16 protein-coding genes and 1 pseudogene are annotated in these 18,593 nt (G+C 70.4%); 7 read left to right on the top strand and 10 right to left on the bottom strand.

What is annotated here, in order from left to right; genetic code table 11:
- Positions 1–8: 8 nt before the first annotated feature.
- Together BM076_RS35120 and BM076_RS36985 are read right to left on the bottom strand one after the other, a co-directional pair.
- A pseudogene (locus BM076_RS35120) lies at positions 9–713 on the bottom strand (cellulose binding domain-containing protein); the annotation flags it as partial.
- A 463-nt stretch (positions 714–1,176) separates the two neighbouring features.
- A complete protein-coding gene (locus tag BM076_RS36985; RefSeq protein WP_177246772.1) occupies positions 1,177–1,422 on the bottom strand; it encodes a hypothetical protein in 246 nt (81 codons plus the stop codon).
- Positions 1,423–1,437: 15 nt separating this feature from the next.
- Here BM076_RS36985 and BM076_RS35115 point away from each other — a divergent pair, with 15 nt between their 5' ends.
- The 4 genes from BM076_RS35115 to BM076_RS35100 all read left to right on the top strand — a co-directional run bounded on the left by BM076_RS35115 (position 1,438) and on the right by BM076_RS35100 (position 4,928).
- Positions 1,438–2,601, top strand: coding sequence for a MarR family transcriptional regulator (locus BM076_RS35115; protein WP_245796676.1), 1,164 nt, complete (start codon positions 1,438–1,440; stop codon positions 2,599–2,601).
- Entirely contained in the window at positions 2,598–3,164 is a 567-nt protein-coding gene (locus tag BM076_RS35110) for a helix-turn-helix domain-containing protein (protein WP_093717837.1), read from the top strand. Before BM076_RS35115 ends, BM076_RS35110 begins: the two co-directional genes overlap by 4 nt.
- Positions 3,165–3,456: 292 nt before the next feature.
- Positions 3,457–3,888: a hypothetical protein gene (locus BM076_RS35105; protein ID WP_143120733.1), complete on the top strand. Its 432-nt coding sequence runs from the start codon at positions 3,457–3,459 to the stop codon at positions 3,886–3,888.
- Entirely contained in the window at positions 3,885–4,928 is a 1,044-nt protein-coding gene (locus tag BM076_RS35100) for a hypothetical protein (protein WP_093717835.1), read from the top strand. Before BM076_RS35105 ends, BM076_RS35100 begins: the two co-directional genes overlap by 4 nt.
- Positions 4,929–5,245: 317 nt before the next feature.
- On the opposite strand, the gene BM076_RS35095 is transcribed toward BM076_RS35100, so the two are convergent.
- Positions 5,246–6,637, bottom strand: coding sequence for an NAD(P)-binding domain-containing protein (locus BM076_RS35095; RefSeq protein WP_093717834.1), 1,392 nt, complete (start codon positions 6,635–6,637; stop codon positions 5,246–5,248).
- A 108-nt stretch (positions 6,638–6,745) separates the two neighbouring features.
- Here BM076_RS35095 and BM076_RS35090 point away from each other — a divergent pair, with 108 nt between their 5' ends.
- Positions 6,746–7,114 carry an ArsR/SmtB family transcription factor gene (locus tag BM076_RS35090; protein ID WP_093717833.1) on the top strand — a complete coding sequence of 123 codons (369 nt, stop codon included), beginning with the start codon at positions 6,746–6,748 and terminating at the stop codon, positions 7,112–7,114.
- Between the two features lie 70 nt (positions 7,115–7,184).
- Positions 7,185–8,531 (top strand): AlbA family DNA-binding domain-containing protein, encoded by a 1,347-nt coding sequence (locus BM076_RS35085; protein ID WP_093717832.1) that lies wholly within the window; start codon positions 7,185–7,187, stop codon positions 8,529–8,531.
- 30 nt (positions 8,532–8,561) lie between these two features.
- Here BM076_RS35085 and BM076_RS35080 read toward each other — a convergent pair whose 3' ends face one another.
- On the bottom strand, positions 8,562–9,359 hold the full coding sequence (locus tag BM076_RS35080; RefSeq protein ID WP_407640754.1) for an aquaporin: 798 nt from the start codon (positions 9,357–9,359) through the stop codon (positions 8,562–8,564).
- A gap of 29 nt (positions 9,360–9,388) precedes the next feature.
- Positions 9,389–9,703 (bottom strand): ArsR/SmtB family transcription factor, encoded by a 315-nt coding sequence (locus tag BM076_RS35075; protein WP_093717831.1) that lies wholly within the window; start codon positions 9,701–9,703, stop codon positions 9,389–9,391.
- A gap of 219 nt (positions 9,704–9,922) precedes the next feature.
- Here BM076_RS35075 and BM076_RS35065 point away from each other — a divergent pair, with 219 nt between their 5' ends.
- Complete coding sequence (locus BM076_RS35065) at positions 9,923–10,336, top strand: arsenate reductase ArsC (RefSeq protein WP_093717829.1); 414 nt, start codon at positions 9,923–9,925, stop codon at positions 10,334–10,336.
- A 196-nt stretch (positions 10,337–10,532) separates the two neighbouring features.
- Here BM076_RS35065 and BM076_RS35060 read toward each other — a convergent pair whose 3' ends face one another.
- From BM076_RS35060 to BM076_RS36980, 5 genes are all read right to left on the bottom strand, one after another.
- Positions 10,533–11,015 (bottom strand): ATP-dependent DNA ligase, encoded by a 483-nt coding sequence (locus BM076_RS35060; protein WP_093717828.1) that lies wholly within the window; start codon positions 11,013–11,015, stop codon positions 10,533–10,535.
- Positions 11,016–11,147: 132 nt separating this feature from the next.
- A complete protein-coding gene (locus BM076_RS35055; protein WP_093717827.1) occupies positions 11,148–11,552 on the bottom strand; it encodes a GIY-YIG nuclease family protein in 405 nt (134 codons plus the stop codon).
- Positions 11,549–13,633, bottom strand: coding sequence for a hypothetical protein (locus BM076_RS35050; RefSeq protein ID WP_093717826.1), 2,085 nt, complete (start codon positions 13,631–13,633; stop codon positions 11,549–11,551). The genes BM076_RS35055 and BM076_RS35050 overlap by 4 nt, the downstream gene beginning before the upstream one ends.
- A gap of 445 nt (positions 13,634–14,078) precedes the next feature.
- Positions 14,079–17,282, bottom strand: a complete 3,204-nt coding sequence (locus tag BM076_RS35045) for an error-prone DNA polymerase (RefSeq protein ID WP_093717825.1) — start codon at positions 17,280–17,282, stop codon at positions 14,079–14,081.
- Positions 17,275–18,593, bottom strand: a 1,319-nt coding sequence (locus tag BM076_RS36980; RefSeq protein ID WP_093717824.1) for a DNA polymerase Y subunit UmuC family protein, incomplete at its 5' end; no start/stop codon positions are given. The genes BM076_RS35045 and BM076_RS36980, both read right to left, overlap by 8 nt.

Below are 18,593 nucleotides of genomic sequence, written 5' to 3'. Positions count from 1 at the left end.
CGTACCGGTCAGGAAGCGGTGCAGGTCAATGCGGGCGGGGTCAGAGTGCCGCTGGAGGTTCCCTGGAAGCCGAAGGAGGTCGAGGCGGCCGGGGCGAGCGCCCCGTTGTAGGAGAGGCTGCTCGCGGTGACGGCGGACCCGGTCTGGTGGATGTCCGCGTTCCAGCCGCTGGTCTCCTGCTGGCCGTTCGGCCAGGTCCAGGTCACCTTCCAGCTCTTGGTCGCGTCCGTACCGGAGTTGGCGACGGTCACGGAGGCGGTGAAGCCGGTGTCCCACTGGTTGTCGGTGTGCCAGGTGGCGGTGCAGCCCGAACTGCCGCCGGTGGAACCGCCGGTGCTGCCGGACGTCGTACCGGAGGTGGTGCCGGAGGACGTCCCGCCGTTGCTGGTGCCGCCGTTGGTGGTACCGCCACCGGTCGTACCGCCCGTCGTGCCGCCGGAGTCGCCGAAGCCCGGCGCCTTGATGCTCGCCAGATAGCCGTCCTTGACGGTGTCGACGGTCTGCCAGTCGTCCTTGAGGATGCCGCCGGTGTCACCGGAGTCGGGGTTCCACGACCAGAAGGTCCAGCTGAAGCTGTCGCCGCCGTTGGCGCTGGTCGGCCGCAGGTAGTCGACCAGGGTGCGCAGCCAGGTCTGATCGGTGGTCGACTGGAGCGTGGTGCCGAACTCGCCGACCCAGACCGGGGCGATGTTCTGCTTGAAGAGATAGCCCCAGTTCCTTCAGACGGTTTCGCTGACCTGCATCAACGAGGTCGAAAACGGCCGTGACCTGCTAGGACAGGTCGCGGAGGCAATCGGAGGCAATCGGAGCCAGTCACTCGATTCGCCCCCGATTCGACCCAAGGTACTCAGAGGCGATCAGAGGCAATCGCCCCGGTTTCCCTGAGTAGCTGTCTGGTCGAGCCGCGATGGGGACGCCTGCCTCCAAGCAGCGCCGGACATACGAAAGCCCCCAGGACCGGAAATCCTGGAGGCTTCGCTGGCACCGATTGGAGGTCGGTTCCGGACACCGCCTGCGGTTTTAGCGGGCCTTGGGGCGGTGTCCACGTCCTTGCGAGACACCACCAGAATGCCATACGGCGACCCAGCATCGCACTCCCCCAAACAATCCCTTCACGCACCCACGAGGCAGTCAGAGGCAACCAGAGGCAGTCACGACTGGTCCCTCTCGCTCGGTTCACTTCCCCGTGCGGCTGCCGATCTCATCCTGCTCGGTGACCTCACCGGCCGCTACGCCAGCGGTAGTTACGCGCGCCTCGCCACAGGGGGCCGCACGGTCGTACCGCGACCGGACCGGCAGGGCGCCTCCGAGCACGGGCATCGCGTCACGGCGGCGATTGCGTGCTACGTCGCGCGCGCTCATGGCACCGTCGACCAGCTCCTGCGTCTGCTGCTGCAGCCCGACCACGAAGGCGGCCGGCACGCTCAGACGGTCCTGGTGCGATCGGGGCATGCCCGCGCGCGGGCGTACGTGCAGCGCGTCTGGGAGACGGCCTGCGCCCTTGTCGGCTCCACCACGAGCGTGGAGTCGCGCAATCACGTACACGAGGCTCTGGCAGCGCTGCGCGCCCGGATCGAAGCCACCCCGTGGCCCGGTGAGCGTGGCCGGACCGCGCTCCGGGTGCTGCTGGCGCATCTGTCGTTCGCCGAGGTCGCCGGCGGCCGACGCCACGCCGCCAGCGAGCGGCAGACCGCGGAAGCGGCCGGGCTGTCCCGGCAGACCGTCCGCTCCGCCTACGACAACGTCCTCAAGCCCGGAGGCTGGCTTCAACGGCTCAAGGTGGGCCGCGGCGCCGAAGGGTCCGTCTGGTACCTCGGCGACGGGCTCAACGCTCAGCCCGTTCTAGTCGCGTCCCGCGATCAGACCACTCAGCGCCCCCCCGACCGGGCACTTGAGGAGTGGTCCTCCCCTGAGACCGCGACGACGGCCGACATCGACTCCACCGTGCTGGCCCGCCTCATGCCCCTGGACGCCTTCGCACAGCAAGGGCTCGGCAGCAGCGCTCTGTTGATCCTCTCGGCGCTGCACGCCAACCCCCAGCAGGACGCCTCAGACCTCATCGCCACAACAGCGATATCCCGGGCCACCGCCTACCGGACCCTGCGACGCCTGAAAAGTCTCGGCCTGGTCAACGCCGCAGGATCCCTATGGGCGCTCGTTCCGCGCGCGCTCGAAGGCGTCGGTAACAGCCTCGCCGAGGCTGTTACCCAACCGGCCACGCCGACGCTCGGCTGGGAACGTGTGGCGGCCCTGTGCGGTACGGCCGGTGTCGGCGTGCGCCGCAAGGCTGCGCACGCCGCCGAGCGGGCCGCCTACCGGGCCGCTCTCGAACACCTCGCCGCACGTCCGAGCAAAGCGGCCGTCGTCGTCCAGGACGGGCGTCTGGTGGTGGTGCCGCCGGTACGAGGGGACGAGATCCCGCCGTCGTGGCACGCGCCTGGCGGTGCCGTGATCGATCCGTCGACAGGTCTGCCCGTGCCCGGCTGGCGGGTGGCCACCGACGGACGCCTCATCCACATCAGCCCCGACGACGACCGCTCGTACGACGAGCTGACCACAGCCCACCAGCAAGCCGTTCTCGCATGGGAGTCCATTGCATGACCCCTGTTTTCCTCTCCCCTGAAGCGCGCCGCCGGCAGGCGATCGAACTCCGTGCCCGGTACGACGCCGGCGCGTCGGTCGAAGATCTCGAACGCACCACCGGCCTGTCCCACGGGACCGTACTGAACCGGCTCCGCGAGGCGGAGACCGTTATGCGAACCCCGGCGCAGACCCGCCGTCTGCGCGCGGACACACAGCAGGTGCGGCTTCGCCAGGCGGTCAACGCCCGGGTGCGTGAGCTGTACGAGTCGGGGATGAGCGTCAAAGCCCTGGCTGAGCAGGAGGGCTGGTCGCCACGGACAGTGCGGCGCCGTCTGGTTGAGGGCGGCGCCGTTCTCCGCAGTGCGCAGCAGGCGCGCCGCTTGGCCGGGCGTGAGGTCGCCGCAGCCCGGCATGCGCGGGCGGGCGCTCTTCGGGTGCGGTACGAGGCCGGCGAGGACGTTCCGGGCCTGGCTGCGGAATCCGGTGTGTCGGCGGCGACGGTCTACCGGCTCCTGCACCTGGCCGGTGCCCGGATGCGGCCGCAGCACCGACACCGCCTCCGAAACGCCCACGCGCCGTAGAAGCCCGGCTGGCCCACTCCGCCAGCAGGCCGCCGACTGGCGGCGCACTCCGTTCGTTCCCCTCATCTTCGTAAGGACCCTCATGATCATCGCGCATATCAGCCCGCGGTCCGCGGGCAAAACGACCTCCGTGGGCTGGCAGGCTCACGCCCTCCACGAACGGGGTTATCCCACTCTCGCAATAGAGGCCGACCACAGCCGGCAGCTCGCTGAGTGGGACGCATGTGCCGGAGGCTTCCCGTTCCCTGTGCAGCAGCAGGCCACCCCCATGTTCCACAAGAACGTCCCGCCAATGCTGGCACCTGGGCAGATCGCCGTCGTGGACTGCGGTCACGCCGAGGACCACCGGGCCATCGTGACATCCGTCCTGCGGGTCACGGACGTGGCGATCCTCAACACCGCGCCGACACCGTCGGACATCGATCGCATCGAGCGGCTGCCGCTTCGCGCCCTCATCGACGACGTCGCAGCGCTTCGTCCGGACGGCGAGCCTCCGCAGACCTGGGTGCTCCTGAACCGGACCACCCACAGTTCGGTCGCGGTCAAACAGTTCCGCACCTACCTCAGGGACGCGGGCTGGAACGTCTTCAGCGCCACCATCCCCCACCTCCAGACCTACGCGCAGTCCATGCTCCAGCCGGTCACCGCCAGGGGATCGGCCTACGACGAGCTGGTCACCGAGATGCGCGACCGCGGACTGCTGCCGAAGGAGAACCTCGCATGACGTCCCACGACCGCACGGCCTCCCTGCGCAACCGCGGCCAGTCTGCCGACGCCGCTGTCCCGTTTGAGAGGCAGGCTCATCCGACGAGTCGGCCGGCCGATCTGGTCATCACCGGCGAGATGATCCCCGAGCCGGTCGCCGTCGATGCCGACGGCGACCTGACCGGTACCGAACTCCACGAACTCGACGTCTGCGAACGGGCCCTCGCCAACCTCGAAACCGCCCACTGGCTCGCTGGGAAAGCTCTCCAGGTCATCCGCGACGCCCGGCTCTACCGCCAGACCCACACCCGTTTCGAGCAGTACGTCAAGGAACGCTGGGACATGAGCGTGCGGGCTGCGTACCAGCTCATTGAGGAGTGGAGGCTGGCGTCGGAACTCCAGGACATCCTCGGGCGCCCCGCCACGCCATCTCACGTCCGAGCGCTGCTGCCCGTCGTCCGCCAGGCCGGCATCCGCTCCGCCGTGTACCTCTACGTCGAACTCGCGCCGCGTGCCCGCGCCGAAGGTGTCCGGGTCACCGCCGACCTCGTCGCGCTCGTCGTGAACGCCATCCACCAACAAGCGGGAGAGCTTGCTGCGGAGCAGCAGTTCATGGACGCCACGCGCGAGATCTTCTCCGCCCCAGCCTTCCCGTCTGCCGTACCGCCCGCTCCCCCGCGTCGCGCCCTGCCCCAAGGACAGACCAGAGCCGAGCCGGACACAGCCAGCACTCCCATCAGCAGCGCCGCGACGCACGGGCCGCAGGCGATTGTGCAAAATTTTACAGAAAGTCACGGGAAGGTAACGATGCCTCCCGCGCCGGCAGATCCGCTCAGCCCGTCCCAGCGCGTGCCCGCCACGGACGACTACTCCGACCCCGGTCCCGAGGACATGATCGCAATACTCGACGATCTGCTCCGACGGGCCACCGAACTCGCACAGGACATCACCGCGGCGGCGGTCGTCGACCCGATGGCGACCGGACACGCGCAAGAGCTGCGGACGCGAATCCATAGATGTCTCACGGCTGCCGTACACCCGTACCGGCCGCGCTCGTGAGCGTCGCAGGATCCGGACACCTTCCGGCACCGGTTTCCCGGTCACGCTCGATAGAGCGTGACCGGGCTCCGGCAGCAGCGGCCGCCAGCGAGCTTCCGGAACGCGCACCGGCCCCAGCCAGCGAGCAGATGCTCCTGTACAAGATTGCCGACATGCCTTCCGCGCCCGAGCGGGGAGCGCAGACCTCGCTCCTGGGCGAGCCCGTCCCGATCCGGATTCCGGCCGATCTCTGGCGCCGGTGGACCGGCGACCACGATGTTGTCGCGCGCTTCGAGGCGAAGCGGTTCATCCGCAGCATCGATCAGTGCTGGCACGGGTCAGCCGCAGCAGCCGCCGGACGGCGTGCCGGCCTCGACAACCGGAAGGGCCGCCGTGCCGGTTCCGATCCGGACGAGCTGCGGCGCGGGCGCACAGCAGCCGCCAGAGGCGTGTCCGGCCGGGTCGTCGAACAGGCCCGAGCCGCCGCACACCCCGGTCTCGGGCAGGGTGAGTTCGACGCGGTCGGCGGCCTCGATGTCGCCGGCGAGGGCTGCGGCCACTGAGCGGACCTGCTCATATCCGGTCATGGCCAGGAAGGTCGAGGCTCGGCCGTAGGACTTCATGCCGACCAGATACACACCGGCCTCGGGGTGGGCGAGTTCGCGGTAGCCGTGCGGGCGGACGCTGCCGCAGGAGTGCTGGTTGGGGTCGATCTCGGCGGCGAGCGCGGCGGGGGCCTGGAGGCGTTCGTCCAGGCCGAGTCGAATCTCGCCGAGGAACGTCAGGTCGGGGCGCAGCCCGGTCAGCACGATCACCTCGTCGACCGGGTCCAGGCGGGTGCCGTCGTCGCCGACCAGGACCACGGACCCGGCGCCGTCGCGTTCGACGGCCCGGGTGCGGAAGCCGGTGACCGCGTCCGCATGCCCGTCGTCGACCGCGGCCTTGGCTGCCAGCCCCAGGGCGCCGCGTGCGGGAAGCTGGTCGGCGGTGCCGCCGCCGAAGGTGGACCCGGAGATGCCGCGGCGTAGCACCCACACCGCCCGGGTGCCCGGGACGTCCCGGGCGAGTTCGGCGAGTGCCGCCAGTGCGGTGAACGCGGAGGCCCCGGAGCCGACCACGGCGATGCGGCGGCCTGCGTAGCGGGCGCGGACGGCCGGGTTGGACAGGTCGGGGACGCGGTAGGTGATGCGGTCGGCCGCCGCAGCTTCGCCGAGGGCGGGCAGGCCGTTTCCGCCGGCCGGCGCGGGGAGGGCGAAGGTGCCCGACGCGTCGATGACCGCGCGCGCCAGGACGCGGTGCTCGGCTCCGTCGGGAAGCCGGTAGTCGACAGCGAAGGGCTGGTCGGCCCGGTCGGCGTCCACGACACGGTCCCGGCCGGCGCGGGAGACGCCGGTCACCGTCGCGCCGTAGCGCACGGCATCGCCGAGGACGTCGGCCAGCGGCTGCAGATACTGCTGCGCCCAGTCGGCGCCGGTCGGGTAGGCCGTGGTGTCGGGCTTGGTCCACCCGGTCGGGGCCAGCAGCTTCTCGGCGGCGGGGTCGGTCAGCTCGCCCCAGGTGGAGAACAGCCGCACGTGTCCCCACGCGCGGACCCCGGCTGCGGCCTGCGGACCGGCCTCCAGTACCAGCGCTGTGATATCGCGCTCGGTCAGGTGGGATGCGGCGGCAAGCCCGACAGGGCCGGCGCCGATGACGACGACCGGAAGGCCCGCGGTGGCAGGAGCAGACATGACTGTGCCCTTCATTCCAGGCGGCCGGGCGTGAACCCCACCACTGCTTCGATGTCTGTCGATATCTCTGAGGTTGCCCCACGCATCGACAAGTGTCAACATAGACACATGTCGAAGTCATCCTCGTCGTTGGCCGACCTGCCCGTCCTGCAAGACGAGCCCGTGCCGTGCTGCCCGCCGATCACCGCAGGGGAGCTGTCGGTGGAGGACTCGGAGAAGATGGCCGCGATGTTCAAGGCCCTCGCGGACCCGGTCCGGCTGCGGCTGTTCTCGAAGATCGCCTCGCACCCGGGCGGCGAGGCGTGCGTCTGCGACATCCAGGACGTCGGCGTGTCCCAGCCGACTGTCTCCCACCACCTGAGGAAGCTCCGCGAGGCCGGTCTGCTCACCTCGCAGCGGCGCGGCACCTGGGTGTACTACACCGTGGCGCCCTCGGTCGTAGCCGGGATGGCGGCCATGCTCGACCTGCGCGGCTGAGCACTCCGCGCAACCAGCGGGCACCTCAATTCGCGGGCGCCGATAGCTGGTTCGGGGATACCGTCTGGGGATGTTCGATGCCCGTTTGCGTACTTTGCTCGGAGCTGCTCCCGGCGAGGCCACCTACGCCCAGTACCTGACGCTCCTGAAGAATCCCAGCGCCGCCGAGGCCGCGGACGTGGACTACAAGGGCGAGCAGTACGGCAGCAGGGCCAACTGGCCGGTGGAACTGGCCAAGGATGTCGCGGCGCTGGCCAACGCCGCCGGCGGAACCCTTGTCCTGGGCCTGCGGGAGGACCGCGCCACGTCGATCCCGCAGTACGCGAACCCCGAAGAGCTGACCGACCAGCTGCGCAAGAAGTACCGCGAGACGCTGGTGCTGCGCCTCGACCCCCCCGTGGACTGCGACATCCACTTCATTCCCGAGGACGACTCCGTGCTCCCGCCCCGCGGGCTGGTGGTCATCTCGGTCCCACCCAGCGCCCGTATGCCGCACGCGGTCGTCGGTACAGCCGACCTGCGCGACGGCACACTGTGCTTCCCCTACCGCAACGACAACCACACCGCCTTCATGAACCTCACCCAGGTCAAACGCGCCATCGCCGCATCCACCAGCGTGGCCGCCGGCCGCCACGACGTCTTGGAGGCCGCCCAGGCAGCGGTCATCACGGACGGCCGGGCTCTGGCAGAGCCCAGGATCGCCGTGACGATCACGCCCGACCTCCCCGGTGCCTTCCCAATCGACAGCGCCTCCTTTCACGCCTTCCGCCAGGAACTGGCCGCAGAGGAACTGCCGTACTACGGACCAGGTATATTCCAATCCTTCGGTGTCGGACCGCGCCGATTCATCGCCTCGCAAAGCGACTCCCGCTCCCGGCACGTCGCACACTTCCACGCCGACGGTACGGCGGCATGGGTGACCGAAGGCCCCGTTGTCCGCGCCTTCGTCGCCTCCGACAGCGCATTCGCGGACACCGTCGAGAGCTGGAACAGCGACGGCGTGGTGATCGGGGTCTTGGTCATCCTGCAGTACCTGGCAGTCCATGCCGCCAGACGAGCAGCGGCATCGGGTACAGCGACCGCACGCTTGATCATGGACACCGGGCCTAACCAGGTGGCCTATGGACTGGCGAGCAACCACGCCAGCAGCGCGCACGTCGTATTCAGCGCCACCGAGCAGCACTCCGCGACCGGCGAGGCCGGTGTTCTGATTGACGCCGGCGCCAAGGACGGCCCCGGTCTCGTGCAAGCCGCCGCCAGTTTGCTGGCCGGCTGCTACCAGCACTTCGGAGTCGTGGAAGCTGAACAACTCACCCTCGACGGCCGGATCAACCTGTCGGCCTGGGCGCCTCGCAATCGCGACATGATCACCGCCTGGGCGGACGCCGCCGGTGTCGAAGTCCTCACCGGCGCATGACCGCCGTCCCGGCGGCTCCGCGCCGCACGGTCAGCCGACGGCCGCCTCGGGCTTCGACTTGGTGAAGACGGCGGTGACCAGGGCCAGTCCGATCACCGCGCCGGCGAGCTGGGCGCCGATGAAGCCGGGCAGCGAGCCGGGGGCGATGCCGGCGAAGGTGTCGGTGAAGGTTCGGCCGACGGTCACGGCCGGGTTGGCGAAGGATGTGGAGGAGGTGAACCAGTAGGCGGCGCCGATGTAGGAGGCGACCGCAACCGGTGCGAATCGGAGGCGGTCGGTGCGGGCGAGGCCGAAGATGAGGAAGACCAGTCCGGCGGTGGCGACGACCTCGCCGAGCAGCAGGTGCCCCGCGCTGCGGTCGTGAGTGGAGACCTTCACCAGCGCCCTGCCAAACATCGCATCGGCCATGATCGCGCCCCCGATGGCTCCCGCGACTTGTGCCGGTATGTAGACGGCGGCCTCGCGCAGGGACACGCCCGCTCCTGCACGCCGGAAGGTCCACCACTCGGCCAAGGTCACCACGGGGTTGAAATGGGCGCCGGAGACCGGACCGAGCAGGGCGATCAGCACGCCGAGCCCGAAGACGGTGGCGGTGGAGTTCGCCAGGAGCTGGAGCGCGACATCGTCGGTCAGCTCGGTGGCCTGGATTCCGGAGCCGACGACGACCGCCACCAGGGCGGCAGTGCCGATCAGTTCGGCGGCGGCCCGAGCGGCCAGCGGCGCACGGACCGGGGGCGCCTGCGGTGCGGGTTCCGGCCCGGCCGGTCTGCTGTCCGGTCCAGGGACGGCGGGCGGGCCGGGCACGGCGGCGTCGGCGGTGGCGCTCACAGAGGGACTCCAGGATGCGGGCAACGGGCTTATGGACAGGAGCGCTTGACGTCGTTGTCGGCGGTGGCCCGCGCGGCAGAGGCCAGCTCGGCGAAGGAGCCGGCCAGGCCCTCCAGCACCTCGGGCCGCAGCCTGTAGTACGTGAAGCGCCCGCACGGCTCGGTCTCCACGACCCCGGCCTCGCGCAGCACCTTCAGGTGGTTCGACAGGTTGGTCTGCCGCGCCCCGGTCTCCTCGACCAAGTGCGTGGTGCAGAGCGTCTCCCGGGCAAGAAGGGCCACGATCTGCAGGCGGAGCGGATCGGCCAGAACCCGGATGAGATCAGTGGCGACTGACGTCAGCATGGGATGATATTTTCACATCAGTGGGTGCTGATGCCAGCCCAGCCTGGTTTCCCGTGCCCGGCCACCGTTTCCTCGACTGGCCCGCGCCCGACCTCGCCGGCGGCGCCCTGGAGGAGGTGCACGCGATCCGCGACGACCTCGACATCCGCACCGCAGCCCTGCTCGCCGAACTCCTGCCCGCTGTCTGTTTTCCGCCCGCACCCGAAGGAAGCACCAGCCGTGTCCGACAAGCCCACCGTTCTGTTCGTCTGCGTCCACAACGCCGGCCGCTCCCAGATGGCCGCCGCCTGGCTCAGCCACCTCGCCGGCGACCGCGTCGAAGTCCGCTCGGCAGGTTCCGCCCCCGGCGACGAGGTCAACCCCGCCGCCGTCGAAGCGATGCGCGAAGTCGGCATCGACATCTCCGCCGGGGTCCCCAAGATCCTCACCATCGAGGCGGTCCGCGAGTCCGACGTGTGTATCACCATGGGCTGCGGCGACGCCTGCCCGGTCTTCCCCGGCAAGCGCTACCTCGACTGGAAACTCGATGACCCCGCCGGCCGTGGAGTTGAGGCCGTCCGACCCATCCGCGACGAGATCAAGACCCTGGTTGAGGACTTGATCACCGAAATTGCCCCAGGACCTGCCGCATGAACAAGATTCCGTACCCGGCCGCACCTCAGTAGTTACGGCCTGCACCACACCCCCCCGTGCGTCCCGTCACGAAAGCTGGCACCGATTCCGCCGGACGCGGAGAGGCCGGTCAAACGGTCAGGGAGAAAGCATGGCCACAAGATCCCTTCGAGGCCCGCGGCCCGGGTCGCGTCCAGCGCCGCGGCGGGATGCCCGATCACGGCGACCGGTACCGTCCAGGCCGGGCCGGCGAGGTCGAATACAGCAGCGCGTCGCGGCGCTCGGTCCAGGGCTGCGACATCAAATCCTGCCCGGCGAGCATCATGACGTCGAACAGCATCACGTGCACGGGCACGCTTGCGGCGAGCCGCGCAGCGCGCGCCGGGGTCCGCTCCAGCCCTATGCGCGACTGTAGCCGCTGGAAGTCCGGGTGCCCCTGCGTGTCGAGCGCGACGATCTCGCCGTCGAGCAGAGCAGGAGTTCCGCCGACGGCCGCAGCCAAGCCGTGCAGTTCCGGGAATCCCTCGGTGATTTCCGTGCCGTTCCGCGACGTGATCACCATGGTGCCGTCGCCCGGCAGGTGGATCATCGCGCGCTGCCCGTCCTGCTTGGTCTCCGCTGCCCAGCGGTGGTCGCCGCCGGGCAACGGGAGTCGGCCGGGTGTCGCGAGCATCGGCGCGACGAAGGGGTACTGCACCATGACGCGATGCTTCGCCGGGCGGGGGCCCGGCTATGCCGATTGTGGCGGAATTCGCGCTGACGGACGACATTCCGCATGTCGGCGCGGTGGGACGTTCTTCCTTCATTTGAACGCCCCACCGCGGAATACGGCTCAGATCCGGGATCTTCTCCTGCGGTGGCGAAGCGGCACCATCAGGCGGGCCGCGACGGTGGCTTCGTACCAGTCGACGATGGTGGGCTTGGTCGACCATTTCAGGGGGAGCACCCAGAAGCTGTCCCATTCGTCGCGTTTGGACGGCTCGGCCATGTGCTGGCTGAGCCGGATGCCCGCCGCGCCCGTCCACGCCCTGGCGGGGCGGGTCTGGCCGACGTAGCAGGCGAGGCCCTCGCGGTTGGCCACGATGTACACGGCCTTCTCCTCGTCGCCGTCGTACGGCGCTCTGAGACTGTGCGGGACGGGCCAGCTCGCAAGCAGGTTGCCGCCGGCGAGATCGGCGAGGTACCGGTACCGGGCCGGGGTCATGGTGACGACCCCGGCCCACGACGGAGTGTTCACTGGTCCTGGTCCTCCGCCGTCATCCGGTTCAGGGCCTTGGCCATAAACTCAAGCTTCTTGATCGGGCCGTCGGTCTGGTGGGAGGGCAGCAGTCCCGGCGAGGGGTCCTCGCTGCGGATTGACCGGTAGGTTTGGAACGCGTCGTCGGCCAGGGTGATCGTGCGGCACAGCTCGTTGAAGGCGTTCTCTTCGGCGGAAGCCGCGGTCTCCTCGGCCCTGCCCTGCGTAGCGATGCGCACGGCGTGGCGCAGGCGGGCGTCCCGCGACGCGACCGAGGCCGTCGGATCGTCGAAGTGTTCGATGTCGGTCGTCCCGTCCGGGACTTGGACCCCGAGCAGCGGCATGCCAGCCCGGTTCCGCTTGATGTTCTCGGCCAGCAGGCGCAGGCCCCACGGGAACGTCGTCAGCTTGTCGACGATGCTTCCGACGCTGGAGCGGTCGATGGGGTCGCCGATCTCCTTCTCGCTGGAACCCTTCGGGCTCGTCAGGCCGCCGCCGACAACCAGCGCCACCATGCCGAGCACCCCGAGCAGCCGGGCGAAGGGCCCGGGTACACCGGTGACGGTCTCCTTCTCGCCGACCGGGGCCAACTCCTCGACGGCGCCGCGCAGCACCCGGTCGACGCCCTCATCGTCGTTGACCACGACGGCGTCCCAGGGCCGGTCGACCAGCGATTGCCAGATGCACCCGGAGTTGAGCGCGTTGCGACTGCGGTCCAGGTCGCCGGGCGTCATGACGGCGCCGTAGGAGCGGAGGATCAACTCGCTGGCGACGGCGGAGCGGTGCTTGAGCATCACCTTCTTGGCGCTGAACTTCTCGCGCATGGCCTTATTGAGCCTGGTGGCGTTCACCGAGCACTTGGCGATGACCATCATCGCCCGCAGGTCGCGCAGCTCGGGGTCGAGGCCGTATGCCGTCATGACCTTCGTGACGTCTTCCCGGCCGATCAGCAGTGCGACCTCCTCGTCATCGAAGAACTCGCTCTGCTGCGCCGCGAGGACGATCTCCTCGGCGATGACCGCGTTCTGGGCGCCGGTGTCGAAGGTCTTCACCCCGACGTTCATCCGCACCAGCAGCGAGCGCACGGCCGAGGCGAACCGCTCCATGCCGTGCTCGGGGTCGTCGTCCTCGTAGCCGACGATCACCTGGACAGGGGCGGTGAGGGCGTTGAGCGCGCAGACTGCCGCGTTCCGCTCCTTCAGGTCCTTGAGCGTGCTGCGTTCGGGGAGGGCGAGCCGGTCCTCGTTCGCCTTGATGATCTTCCGGGTAAGGTCACGCCGCTCGTTGACGTCGCACTGCATGAGCATGGACGGCATCAGCGTCGGCCGTGCGCCCTCGTATTGCGTGCGCAGCCGCTGCGGCAGCCAGGCCGGGTCGACCGTGATCTGGGCGTAGGCGCTGGCCAGCCGGCTGTTGCCGTCCGCGCTGACCTGCTCCAGCTCATTGGTCCCACCGGTGTAACGCAGGGTCGTGAAGACCGTGGTCAGCGAGCGATGGATGATGTCGGGGCCGATGTCGTACTGCGGGTTGTCGTCGCGCACGGCCAGGCAGTTGCGGTCGGTGGCCTCCATCAGCGTGTCCCTGGAGGCCGTGTAGACGACCTTTGCGTATGTACCGTCCGACTCCGGCATCGGGACCGCGATGTGTCCGACCGGGCGCCCGTCCTTGTTCGTGGTCCTGGAGCCGAACGACGGATCGGCGGCGTAGATTAGCTGGTCCCCGAGGCGGTCGTTGCTCGGGGTCAGCGTGAACATCGTCACGAACTGGCGGGTCTCGACGATCCACAGCCACCCGGTGCCGACCCGGTGGCGGGTGACGTGGAACCCGACCGGTTCCACGCACGACATGACCAGTCGCCGCAGAGCGTCCGTATCAAGGTCCACGCCACGCTGCCGCCCGAGTTCGGCGGCGATCTTGGCGGCCGACCGCGGATCCACCACCCGCAGCGTCGGCATACCGTCCACGGTGGTGGCGGAGGACACGGCGATGAGCTGGAGCGGCGACTCGGTCGCGTCGGCATCAAGGTTGTCGCGCGGATCGTCGGCCGTGCTCCCGGCGAGACTGATAGAGCTGATGGTCACTGGAGGGACCTTTCGTGGGTATCCCGGAATGTCCGCGTGCAGCGGAGCCGTCGGGGCCCACGCACTCGCTGTCCGCTTCCGGGGACACTCGGTGCCCGGTGCTTCGGCGACACCAGTAGGCGTTCGCACCGCGACGGTTCCGAGGACCATCGGCATCGTCTTCAGGGCCGCAGCGCTAAGGACGAGGCGGTACGCCGCACACGAGTGACGTACCGTCAGGATAGCAGCGCGCCTCGTGCCCGTGGCTCGTTCAAGTCCGCTCCAGCCGCGCCGGTTCGATCCGCAAGGGGACACAACAGGGCCAGCAGCAGGACACTTTGACGGGCCGTACCTTCTCCTCCGGGTACGCCTCGGCGTACTGCTGATCGCGGATCTGTGGCGCGAGTTCGCCTGTTCGGAGCGCCCGTGCGGTCGCGTATCCGGCACGCGCTCCCGGATCCTGCGGTCAGCCAAGCGCTGTCACCGGCCGTGCGGTGTGGACGATGAGGTTGGTGACGTCGTCTTCCCGTTCGATGTGGCCGTCGAGGAGGACGGCGGGGGCGTCGAGGAGGATGCGGTGGATCTGGTCCCAGACGGGTGGGGTGATGACGAGGTTGGCCATGGCGGTTTCGTCTTCGATGACGGCGAAGGCCATGCCGTTGGCGGTCGGGGGGCGTTGGAGGTATTTGACGGTGCCGCCGACGCGGATACGGCGCTGCGCGGGCCAGTCGCGTACGGCCGCGGCGGGTTGTGCTCCGTACTGGTCGAGCTGGGGGCGCAGGTGCTGAACAGGGTGGGGGCCGGTGGTGGCGCCGGTTGTCGCGAGGTCGGCCAGGGTCGCGTCGGCCTCGGTCATGGCGGGGAGGTCGGGTGCGTCGGGGAGGGTATCGAGGCCGGGCAGCACAAGCTGCCGGTGGAGGACGTGGGCGCCGGCCCGCCAGATCGCTTCCCGGCGGCCGGTGCCGAGGGTGGTGAAGGCGCCGGCGGTAGCGAGCTGTTCGAGGAGTCGGGCGTTCAGGCCGGCGCGGCGGGCGACGTCGTCCAGGTCCCGGAACGGCTGCTCGGCGCGGGCCGCCAGCAGCGCGGCGGCGGCGTCCTCGGACAGCCCGTGGACGGCGGTGAGTCCGCGGCGGATCGCCGGAGTCCCGTCGGGGTGGACGGGGTCGTGTTCGAGGCGGGCGTGAACACGTGAGGCGTTGATGTCGACGCCGAGGACGGTGATGCCGTGGTGGCGGGCGTCCTGGATGAGGGTCTGGGAGTCGTAGAAGCCCATCGGCAGATTCGCCATGATCCCCGCGAGCAGCGCGGCCGGGTAGTACCGCTTGATCCACGCCGAGGCGTAGATGATCCCGGCCATGGACTGCGCGTGGGACTCGGGGAAACCGTAAAAACTCAGCGACTCCACCATCGTGATGATCTGTTCCGCGGCCTCCTCGCCGATACCCCGCTCGGCCATGCCCGTCAGCAGTCGGCCGCGCAGCGCCGCGACCTTCTCCGGCGCGTGTTTGGCGGCGAGGTCCTTCCGCAGCCGGTCGGCCTCGCCCGGGGTGAATCCGGCGCAGTCGGTCGCCAGCCGGATCGCCTGCTCCTGCCACAGCACCACCCCGAGGCTCTTCTCCAGCGCGGGCCGGGCGAGGGGGTGGGGGTAGGTGACGGGCTCGACGCCGGCCCGGCGCCGCAGATACGGGTGCTTGCTGCCGGCCTGGATCGGGCCGGGGCGGATGATCGAGGCGGCGACCGCGAGATCCGCGAAGCACGTGGGCTTGAGCTGCGGGAGCGTCGACATCTGCGCGCGGGACTCGGCCTGGTAAACGCCGATGGTGTCGGCGGCGGCGATCATCGCGTACACCTGCGGGTCGTCCTGCGGGATCGACGCCATATCGACCCGTCGGCCGTGGTGTTCGGCGATCAGGTCGGATGCGGTATGCAGGGCTGCGAGCATGCCCAATCCGAGCAGGTCGATTTTCACCAGGTTGGCGGCGGCAACGTCGTCCTTGTCGCCCTGCAGAACGCTGCGGCCGGGCATGGTGGCCCACTCGACCGGCATGAACTCCCCGATCGGGTCGCGGGTCAGGACCATGCCGCCGGAGTGGACGCCGAGGTGCCGGGGGAGGCGGTGGAGCTGGGCGGCCAGCTCCCGGACGTCGTCGGGCACGTCCGGTGTGCCGGACACCGCTGGCTGCGGGCCGCGGGCGCTGCCGGGGGCGGGGCGGTGGAGGTGGCGGGTCATCGCGTTGACGGCGTTGATCGGGTACCCGAGCACGCGGGCGGCATCCCGGACGGCGAGCTTGGGCTGGTAGGTGATGAGGTTGGCGACCTGGGCGGCGTGGGTGCGGCCGTAGCGGGTGTAGACGTACTGGATGACCTCTTCGCGGCGGCCGTTCTCGAAGTCGATGTCGATGTCCGGCGGCCCCGCCTTCTCCGCGGACAGCCAGCGTTCGAAAAGCAGCCCGTGGCGGAGCGCGTCGACCGCGGTGATGCCCAGGACGAAGCAGACGACGCTGCTGGCGGCGCTGCCCCGGCCCTGGCACCAGATGTTCTGCTGCCGGGCGAAGTCCACGATGTCGTGGACGATCAGCAGGTACCCGGACATGCCCAGGCCGGTGATCACCTGCAGTTCGTGGTCGAGCTGCCGCCACGCCGGCGCTGCCGCCGGATCGGTGCGGGGCCCGTACCGTTCGGTGCAGCCCCGCGCCGCCAGTTTGCGCAGCCAGGAGTCGTCGTCGTGCCCGGCCGGCACCGGGAACTCCGGCAACTCCGGTCGCAGATCATGCAGGTCGAGGACGCAGTCCTCGCCGAGGGCGATCGTCGCCTCGAACACCCTGCCGTAACGGGCGAGCCGTTCCTCCATCTCTTCCGCGCTGCGCAGGTGCGCGGTCGGCGCAGGCATCAGATGACCCGCCGCAGCATCCAGATCCTGTTTGCGGTTCAGGGCGGTCAGGGCCTGGGCGAGCCGCGCATCACGGGGCGCGGCGTAGTGGACCGCGTTGGTCGCGATCACCGGGGTGCCGGTGCGGTGCGCGGCCACCACCATCGCGTCGTTGCGTACGGAGTCGGCGGGCAGGTTCCAGTCGGTGATCTCCGCATGTACCGTGCCGGCCCCGAACACCTCGCCCAGCGCGTCGAGATGCCGGGCAAGCCGGGCCACGTCCGCCCGCCCCGCGCCGTTGTCGGCGGGGTCGTCGAGGCCGGGGCAGCCGGTCAGCACCGCCCAGTGCTCGCTGTTGGCGGCGCGGGCGAGCACGTCGAGGTCGTACACCGGATTCCCTTTGGTGCCGGCGAGTTGGGCGGCGGTGATCGCCGCGGACAGCCGCCGGAACCCGGTGATCGTCCGGGCGAGGACGACGGGCCGGCCGAGTCCGTGGTCGGTGAGGGTGAGTTCGGCGCCGAATACGGTGCGTACGGGGGTGTCGCGGGCGGCTTCGGCCAGGCGCCGCGCCCCGTACAGCCCGTCCCGGTCGGTGAGTGCGAGCACCCCGATGCCCAGGCGTTGTGCTTCGGAGACGAGCGCGGCCGGGTCGCTGGCGCCCTGGAGGAAGGACAGGCTGCTGTGGGCGTGGAGTTCGGCCCATGCCGGCGCCGCCCCGCTCGGCCCGGGCCCGGCGGCGGGTTCGGTGTCGGTGGGGGTGTCGAGCAGGCGCAGCCGCGACCGGGCGGTGGGGTCAGCCATAGTGGGCCTCCGCCCACCAGGTGCCGTCGCAGGTCCGGATCAGCCAGGCGCTGCCGTCGGCGGTGGTGATCTGCATCCGTGCGGTCCGCCGGGCGCGGTCGCGGGTCCACCACGATTCCAGCGCCGGCCACGGCGCGCTCCACCCTGTCACTTCCAGCACCCCGGGGATCCCGTCGACCGTCAAACGGACCGGCGGCGCGGACACCACCAGCCGTCCGGAGACCTCCACAGCGTTCCCTGCGGTGTCCAGCAGGCTGGCGGGCCGCACCGTCGGGTAGACGGTCGCGGGGTGGGGGGCGGGGATTTGGGCCGGCCACGGCCCCGGTCGCACCCGCGCCACGAACGCGTCGTCGCCGACCGGGATCCGCACCTCGCGGTCGGCGGGCCCGATACCGCCGGCCGCCCGGGTGCGTACGACGGAATGGTGGCCGAGCATCGCCTGGATCTGCCCCGCCGCACCCACCAGGTCAGCGGTCGCCTCCCCGAACAGACCGGCCTGATATCCCGTTGCGCCGCTCAGCTCCTCGGGACGCAGCACCAGCTCCACCACCGCCGTACCGGCGGTGTCGGCGGTGTTGTCGGTCCACGCCTGGAGCTGCCAGCGCACCCGTTCGGCGACCGCGAGCGAGGTCAGCCGGCCCTCGTGCCGCCAGACCCGCTCCAGCACCCGCCCGTCGTCCAGGACCACTGCGATCGCGAACCGCGCCGGGGCCAGCCCGGCGGCGGCGAGCTGGTCGTGCAGGGCCGTCGCGAGGGACTTCGCGGCAAACGCGAGCACGTCCAGCCGCGCCTCGCCCCGCTGCCCCGCGTCGTCGAAGACCTGGCGCACCGTGTGGTCGGGCTCCGCGCCCGAGGCGTCCAGCAGGTGCGGCTCGCGCCCGGACGCGGTGCGGTGCGCCGCCGTGCCGTCGCTGCCGAAGCGCGCGGCGACCCGGTCCGAGGGCAGCGCGGCGAAACCGCCGAGCGTGCCGATCCCGAGCCGGACCAGCAGCTCCGCCAGCCGGGGCCGGCCCAGCACGGCCACCGGATACGGCGCCAGTAAACCGGCCGTCTCCCCGGCCGGCACCAGGACTCCGTCCCGGGCGCGGGCCGCGAGGGCCGCGGCGAACACCGTGTCGGCGGCGCCGCTGCGCACCGGGTGCCCGAGCCCGGCGAGCGCGGCGGCGACCCGGGCGGTCAGCTCCGCCTCGCCGCCCCAGTAGCGGGCCGGGCCGCGGGCGGGGGCCGCCACCATGCCGGGCCTGATCACCTCCAGCCGGGGCATCACCTCCGTCTCCAGCCGCCGCACCACCGGTTCGAACTCCCGGGTCT

Source organism: Actinacidiphila alni (assembly GCF_900112845.1).
In the GTDB taxonomy this organism is placed as follows: domain Bacteria; phylum Actinomycetota; class Actinomycetes; order Streptomycetales; family Streptomycetaceae; genus Actinacidiphila; species Actinacidiphila alni.
The sequence above is the reverse complement of the archived record's forward strand: the minus strand, read 5'-3'. Positions and strand labels throughout refer to the sequence as shown.

What these genes read in the sequence shown, in the direction of transcription:
- BM076_RS35045 (WP_093717825.1), bottom strand. Translation starts at nt 17,282, where the DNA reads ATGGCTGACCCCACCGCCCGGTCGCGGCTGCGCCTGCTCGACACCCCC.
- BM076_RS35075 (WP_093717831.1), bottom strand. Translation starts at nt 9,703, where the DNA reads ATGCTGACGTCAGTCGCCACTGATCTCATCCGGGTTCTGGCCGATCCG.
- BM076_RS35090 (WP_093717833.1), top strand. Translation starts at nt 6,746, where the DNA reads ATGTCGAAGTCATCCTCGTCGTTGGCCGACCTGCCCGTCCTGCAAGAC.
- BM076_RS35095 (WP_093717834.1), bottom strand. Translation starts at nt 6,637, where the DNA reads ATGTCTGCTCCTGCCACCGCGGGCCTTCCGGTCGTCGTCATCGGCGCC.
- BM076_RS35100 (WP_093717835.1), top strand. Translation starts at nt 3,885, where the DNA reads ATGACGTCCCACGACCGCACGGCCTCCCTGCGCAACCGCGGCCAGTCT.
- BM076_RS35110 (WP_093717837.1), top strand. Translation starts at nt 2,598, where the DNA reads ATGACCCCTGTTTTCCTCTCCCCTGAAGCGCGCCGCCGGCAGGCGATC.
- BM076_RS35105 (WP_143120733.1), top strand. Translation starts at nt 3,457, where the DNA reads ATGCTGGCACCTGGGCAGATCGCCGTCGTGGACTGCGGTCACGCCGAG.
- BM076_RS35085 (WP_093717832.1), top strand. Translation starts at nt 7,185, where the DNA reads ATGTTCGATGCCCGTTTGCGTACTTTGCTCGGAGCTGCTCCCGGCGAG.
- BM076_RS35060 (WP_093717828.1), bottom strand. Translation starts at nt 11,015, where the DNA reads ATGGTGCAGTACCCCTTCGTCGCGCCGATGCTCGCGACACCCGGCCGA.